Raw genomic sequence first — 3,284 nt, 5'->3', positions numbered from 1 at the left:
ACACAGTGGACGCGAGCAACTGAGGACAAGCCCTCGGCCTATTAGTACCAGTCAACTCCACCCGTTACCGGGCTTCCATATCTGGCCTATCAACCCAGTCGTCTACTGGGAGCCTTACCCTCTCAAGGAGGTGGGAATACTCATCTCGAAGCAGGCTTCCCGCTTAGATGCTTTCAGCGGTTATCCCTCCCGAACGTAGCCAACCAGCCATGCCCTTGGCAGAACAACTGGCACACCAGAGGTTCGTCCGTCCCGGTCCTCTCGTACTAGGGACAGCCCTTCTCAATATTCCTACGCGCACAGCGGATAGGGACCGAACTGTCTCACGACGTTCTAAACCCAGCTCGCGTACCGCTTTAATGGGCGAACAGCCCAACCCTTGGGACCGACTCCAGCCCCAGGATGCGACGAGCCGACATCGAGGTGCCAAACCATCCCGTCGATATGGACTCTTGGGGAAGATCAGCCTGTTATCCCCGGGGTACCTTTTATCCGTTGAGCGACGGCGCTTCCACAAGCCACCGCCGGATCACTAGTCCCGACTTTCGTCCCTGCTCGACCCGTCGGTCTCACAGTCAAGCTCCCTTGTGCACTTACACTCAACACCTGATTGCCAACCAGGCTGAGGGAACCTTTGGGCGCCTCCGTTACTCTTTAGGAGGCAACCGCCCCAGTTAAACTACCCATCAGACACTGTCCCTGATCCGGATCACGGACCCAGGTTAGACATCCAGCACGACCAGACTGGTATTTCAACGACGACTCCCCCTGAACTGGCGTCCAGAGTTCACAGTCTCCCAGCTATCCTACACAAGCCGAACCGAACACCAATATCAAACTGTAGTAAAGGTCCCGGGGTCTTTCCGTCCTGCTGCGCGAAACGAGCATCTTTACTCGTAGTGCAATTTCACCGGGCCTATGGTTGAGACAGTCGAGAAGTCGTTACGCCATTCGTGCAGGTCGGAACTTACCCGACAAGGAATTTCGCTACCTTAGGATGGTTATAGTTACCACCGCCGTTTACTGGCGCTTAAGTTCTCAGCTTCGCCACCCCGAAGAGTGACTAACCGGTCCCCTTAACGTTCCAGCACCGGGCAGGCGTCAGTCCGTATACATCGCCTTACGGCTTCGCACGGACCTGTGTTTTTAGTAAACAGTCGCTTCTCGCTGGTCTCTGCGGCCACCCCCAGCTCATGGAGTAAATCCAATCACCGAGCGTGGCCCCCCTTCTCCCGAAGTTACGGGGGCATTTTGCCGAGTTCCTTAACCATAGTTCACCCGAACGCCTCGGTATTCTCTACCTGACCACCTGAGTCGGTTTAGGGTACGGGCCGCCATGAAACTCGCTAGAGGCTTTTCTCGACAGCATAGGATCATCCACTTCACCACAATCGGCTCGGCATCAGGTCTCAGACTATGTGCAAGGCGGATTTGCCTACCTTGCGTCCTACACCCTTACCCCGGGACAACCATCGCCCGGGCTGGACTACCTTCCTGCGTCACCCCATCACTCACCTACTGCAGATCTGGATCGTCGGCTCCACCACTTCCCTTTGCCCGAAGGCTCCGGGACGGCTTCACGGACTTAGCATCGTCTGGTTCGATGTTTGACGCTTCACAGCGGGTACCGGAATATCAACCGGTTATCCATCGACTACGCCTGTCGGCCTCGCCTTAGGTCCCGACTTACCCTGGGCAGATCAGCTTGACCCAGGAACCCTTAGTCAATCGGCGCAAACGTTTCTCACGTTTGTATCGCTACTCATGCCTGCATTCTCACTCGTGAACCGTCCACCACTGCCTTCCGGCGCGGCTTCACCCGGCACACGACGCTCCCCTACCCATCCGTACACCCGTTGGGGCTTCTTGTACGAATGACACGACTTCGGCGGTACGCTTGAGCCCCGCTACATTGTCGGCGCGGAATCACTAGACCAGTGAGCTATTACGCACTCTTTCAAGGGTGGCTGCTTCTAAGCCAACCTCCTGGTTGTCTGTGCGACTCCACATCCTTTCCCACTTAGCGTACGCTTAGGGGCCTTAGTCGATGCTCTGGGCTGTTTCCCTCTCGACCATGGAGCTTATCCCCCACAGTCTCACTGCCGTGCTCTCACTTACCGGCATTCGGAGTTTGGCTAAGGTCAGTAACCCGGTAGGGCCCATCGCCTATCCAGTGCTCTACCTCCGGCAAGAAACACACGACGCTGCACCTAAATGCATTTCGGGGAGAACCAGCTATCACGGAGTTTGATTGGCCTTTCACCCCTAACCACAGGTCATCCCCCAGGTTTTCAACCCTGGTGGGTTCGGTCCTCCACGAAGTCTTACCTCCGCTTCAACCTGCCCATGGCTAGATCACTCCGCTTCGGGTCTTGAGCGTGCTACTGAATCGCCCTGTTCGGACTCGCTTTCGCTACGGCTTCCCCACCCGGGTTAACCTCGCAACACACCGCAAACTCGCAGGCTCATTCTTCAAAAGGCACGCAGTCACGAGACACAAGCAAGCTTGTATCCGACGCTCCCACGGCTTGTAGGCACACGGTTTCAGGTACTATTTCACTCCGCTCCCGCGGTACTTTTCACCATTCCCTCACGGTACTATCCGCTATCGGTCACCAGGGAATATTTAGGCTTAGCGGGTGGTCCCGCCAGATTCACACGGGATTTCTCGGGCCCCGTGCTACTTGGGTGTCTCTCAAACGAGCCGCTGATGTTTCGACTACGGGGGTCTTACCCTCTACGCCGGACCTTTCGCATGTCCTTCGCCTACATCAACGGTTTCTGACTCGTCCTACGGCCGGCAGACCGTAGAAGAGAGATCCCACAACCCCGTATACGCAACCCCTGCCGGGTCTCACACGCATACGGTTTGGCCTCATCCGGTTTCGCTCGCCACTACTCCCGGAATCACGGTTGTTTTCTCTTCCTGAGGGTACTGAGATGTTTCACTTCCCCTCGTTCCCTCCACACTGCCTATGTGTTCAGCAGCGGGTGACAGCCCATGACGACTGCCGGGTTTCCCCATTCGGAAACCCCCGGATCAAAGCCTGGTTGACGGCTCCCCGGGGACTATCGTGGCCTCCCACGTCCTTCATCGGTTCCTGGTGCCAAGGCATCCACCGTGCGCCCTTAAAAACTTGGCCACAGATGCTCGCGTCCACTGTGCAGTTCTCAAACAACGACCAGCCACCCATCACCTCACCAGACAAACTGGCAAGTCACTGGGGCCGGCGACTGAGGAGAAGAATCAATCATTCCCTCAGACACCCAACAGCGTGCCCGGC

General features: G+C 56.8%; 1 rRNA gene. It reads right to left on the bottom strand.

The features are described from left to right. Positions 1-21 precede the first annotated feature (21 nt). Positions 22-3,143, bottom strand: a 23S ribosomal RNA gene (locus tag ACWEEU_RS30515). Positions 3,144-3,284: the final 141 nt, after the last annotated feature.

This window comes from Streptomyces sp. NPDC005004 (genome assembly GCF_053600675.1).
The sequence above is the reverse complement of the archived record's forward strand: the minus strand, read 5'-3'. Positions and strand labels throughout refer to the sequence as shown.